4 protein-coding genes are annotated in these 3,418 nt (G+C 69.1%); 1 reads left to right on the forward strand and 3 read right to left on the reverse strand.

Going from position 1 to position 3,418, the window contains the following annotated elements; genetic code table 11:
- Positions 1 to 18: 18 nt before the first annotated feature.
- Positions 19 to 582 carry an endonuclease/exonuclease/phosphatase family protein gene (locus tag BGN95_RS23775; protein WP_286774235.1) on the forward strand — a complete coding sequence of 188 codons (564 nt, stop codon included), beginning with the start codon at positions 19 to 21 and terminating at the stop codon, positions 580 to 582.
- A gap of 9 nt (positions 583 to 591) precedes the next feature.
- Here the strand turns inward: BGN95_RS23775 and BGN95_RS23780 are convergent, their stop codons facing one another.
- The 3 genes from BGN95_RS23780 to BGN95_RS23790 all read right to left on the reverse strand — a co-directional run.
- Positions 592 to 2,484: a DUF2207 domain-containing protein gene (locus tag BGN95_RS23780; protein WP_286774236.1), complete on the reverse strand. Its 1,893-nt coding sequence runs from the start codon at positions 2,482 to 2,484 to the stop codon at positions 592 to 594.
- A 10-nt stretch (positions 2,485 to 2,494) separates the two neighbouring features.
- Positions 2,495 to 3,049 carry a LemA family protein gene (locus tag BGN95_RS23785; RefSeq protein WP_286774237.1) on the reverse strand — a complete coding sequence of 185 codons (555 nt, stop codon included), beginning with the start codon at positions 3,047 to 3,049 and terminating at the stop codon, positions 2,495 to 2,497.
- 144 nt (positions 3,050 to 3,193) lie between these two features.
- On the reverse strand, positions 3,194 to 3,418 hold a 225-nt coding region (locus tag BGN95_RS23790), incomplete at its 5' end, for a hypothetical protein (RefSeq protein ID WP_286774238.1).

Below are 3,418 nucleotides of genomic sequence, written 5' to 3' on the forward strand. Positions count from 1 at the left end.
AACTGGCGCTGGCGGCCCGTGGTCGAGAGCCTGCCGGGCCTGCCGCATGTCGCCGGCGCCGACCGCTCCTCGGTGATGGTCGCCAGCCGTTATCCCGTCACGGCCGAATGGCTCGATCTCGGGCCGGCGGCCAATCCGACCGACGATGTCGGCGGCTCGGGCGCGCTCAGGGCGGTCGTCGAGCGTCCCGACGCCAGGCCGCTGGTCGTCTATGGCGTCCATGCGCCGACGACACGGAAGGTCTCGGGCTGGGTAATGCGCAACGCCTATCTGCGGGCGGTTGCCGAGCGGGTGAAAGCCGAGCCGGCCGGAACCGATCTGCTGGTCGTCGGCGACTGGAACACGCCCTACTGGTCGCCGGTGCTGCGCTCCTTCATGAACCGGTCCGGCCTCGTCACCACCGAACGCGGCGCATGGCCGCCGCCGACGCGCTTCTTCCGCGAGTTCCGCGCGCCGCCGGCGCTCGGCACTCCGATCGACCGGATCGCGGTGCCCGGCCGCATCGGCGTCGCCGCGATCAATGTCAGCAAGGATTTCGGCTCCGACCATCTGGCCGTCACGGCCGATCTCGCGATCCCGTAGGACACTGGGCTACCAGCCGGACCCGCCGCCACCGCCACCGCCGCCGCCGGACGAGCCGCCGCCGGACGAGCCTGAGCTGGAGCCCGGCGCGCTCGAAGCCGAGGCGACGGTCTGCGACAGGCTCGATCCGAGGCGGTCGACGAGGCTGCCGGGATCGCGATGCGAACTCGTCGCATACCAGGACGCGACCGCCGCCGAGGCGCCCGCGGCGGCCAGCACGCCGGCGAACTTCGCCGCCCAGGCATTCTCGACATCGAGCGCCACCGCATAGGGCAGATAACGCTCGAACAGTTCCGGCGTCTTCTCCGGAGGATGCAGAACTTCGAGCCGATGCTCCTCCGCGGTGCCGAGATAATGGCGGAAGCCGAAGATTGCGTCGCGCAGCTTCTGCCCGGCCGCTGTCGGGCTGCGCATCCAGCCGAAGGACGAGACGAGGACCGGCATCACGACGATCGGGAGGAGCAGCGGTGCGGCGTCGAGCGGCGCCTTGACGGTTGTCGCGAAGGCGATGACGCCGGCAGCGAAGAAGGCGACCGCGAAGACGCCCATCACCACCCAGGCGACGAGCCGCGTGAACAGCGATTGACCCGTCTGGCCAGCATTGAGCCCGATGCCGACGACGATGCCCGCCACCGAGGCGAAGGCGAGGCCGAGCACCGCGGCCGTTCCGAGATCGGCGCCGAGCGCGATGATCAGGCCAGCCGCCGTCGCGACATAGACGAGCACGGTCACCAGGATGCCGAGCGCCAGCCAGCCGGCGTTCCAATGGAAGATCGTTCCGGCATAGGCGCGTGCGAGGCCGGTTGACAGGGCGCTGCGGGCAGCCTGCAGCTTTTGATGATTGCGCTGGACGAGTTCGACCGACACGGCCCCCCTGAACAGCGCCGCCTCCATCGCCGCTTCCGGCTCGCCGATCGGCGCCGTTCCTGCCAGCCGGGTGATGATCAGCGTCGGCCCGCTGTCGGCAAGCTTCAGATGCCCATGCACGCCGAGATCGAGCAGCGCCGCCGTGAAGGCGCGGTTGTCGAACGCCATGGCCGAGACATAGCGCGTCGCGGCGGCGCTGAGGCCATCGGGCGGCGAGAAGATCGGCACCATCGGTCCGCGTGGCGGATCGCGGCCGACCTTCAGCCAGGCGAGCGCGAAGTAGCCGAGCGCCAGGATGCTGCCGATGATCGCGGCCAGCGCCCCGAGATTGTCATGCAGCCACCAGAGCGCGCGCCGCTCGAAGCTCGGCGCATCGACGATGCCCTTCTGCCAGCTGGCGGCGACGGTCAGGCCCTCGCCGATGCCGAGCGGGCGTGTGGTGCGAAAGGTGACGGTCGCGGGATTTGCCGTGTCCCACATGACGGAGACGGCATGCTCGCGCGAGCCTGCGACGCCGGTGTAGCCCGCGAGATCCTGGAATCCGACCGGCTCGGGGATGGTGATCCGCGCCTCGGCGCTCTCGATCGGAAAGGTCCAGCCATTGCCGGTCGCGTTCCAGTAGAGCTCGTCGAAATCGGCGAAGTAGCCGATCTGCCGCGTGGTGCGATAGCGGATCGTGTAGTCGTGCGGCCCGCGCGACACGAAGCGGTCGGCGGAGCCGATGCGCACCCGGGTACCGTTCGCCAGCGGCAGCAGCTCATAGGGCTCCGGCGCGCCGTCCAGCAGCACGCTTTCGACGGTGAAGCCGACCTTCACCGACATGCCGCGGCCATCTTCGTAGCGGGTCGGGAAATCCCGGTTGATGCCGTGGTTGATCTGGTCGCCCTCGACATCGAAGCGGATGGTCTCGGTGACGTCGAGGTCGCCGTTCCGCTCGACGACAACGTCGCTCACGAAGGAGAGGATGCGGTCGCCGGCCGCGGCCGGGACGAGCGCCGCGACGAGGATGAGCGCCGCGAGGAGGACGCGCTTCATCCGCGGCGTCTCAGAACGCGACCTTGGGCGGCACCGAGGCGGCCGCGCGATCCTCGATCTCGTAGAACGGCTCCTCGCGGAAGCCGAGGCTCTGCGCGACAAGCACGGCCGGGAAGGACTGGATCGAGGTGTTGAGGTCGCGCGCCGTCGCGTTGTAGTAGCGCCGCGCCTTCTGCATCTCGTCCTCGATCGTCGCGAGTTCCGTCTGCAGCTGGCGGAAATTGGCGTCGGCCTTCAGCTCCGGATAGGCCTCGGAGATGGCGATCAGCCGGCCGAGCGCGCCCGAGAGCGCCTGGTCGGCCGCCGCCTGGCTGGTGACGTCGCCGGCGCGCATGCTGGCCGCGCGCTTCTCGGCGACCTCCTCGAAGATGCCCTTTTCATGCGCCGCATAGCCCTTCACCGTCTCGACGAGATTGGGGATGAGGTCGGCGCGCCGCTTCAGCTGGACATCGATGCCGCTCCAGCCCTCGCGGGCGAGATTGCGCTGGCGTACGAGGCGATTGTAGAGCGTGACGGCATAAAGGCCGACGACGACGATGACGGCGATGACGATCAGCGTTGACATACCCGTTTCCCCGGACGGTGCCGCGCTCTTCCGGCACTGCCCTCATGGTAGCGGTTTCGGAACCGTTTGGCGCCCCCGCTGCACGCGCTAATGCGATCCCACGTCCTCCGCAGTGATGGCGCTCACAGCGGGCGCAGGCGGGTCTCAGGACTGGCGGAAATAGGGCCGGTCGCGAAGCTTCAGCAACACGATCGGCATCGCCATCAGGAGCGCCCCGCCGACGACCGAGCCGAGCAGTGTTCCGAGGCCGAGATGGCCCGCGAGCGCCGCTTCGCGATAGGTGCCGATGGCGATCGGATAGAACAGGATCACGGCGCTGATCACCCCGGGCGAGAAGCGTCCGCGCGTCTTCACGACCTGCCCGACATG

Source organism: Sphingomonas sp. 66-10, assembly GCF_001897045.1.
Taxonomy (GTDB): domain Bacteria; phylum Pseudomonadota; class Alphaproteobacteria; order Sphingomonadales; family Sphingomonadaceae; genus Sphingomonas; species Sphingomonas lycopersici.

Coding starts and splice junctions, on each gene's coding strand:
- BGN95_RS23780 (WP_286774236.1), bottom strand. CDS start 2,484: ATGAAGCGCGTCCTCCTCGCGGCGCTCATCCTCGTCGCGGCGCTCGTC.
- BGN95_RS23785 (WP_286774237.1), bottom strand. CDS start 3,049: ATGTCAACGCTGATCGTCATCGCCGTCATCGTCGTCGTCGGCCTTTAT.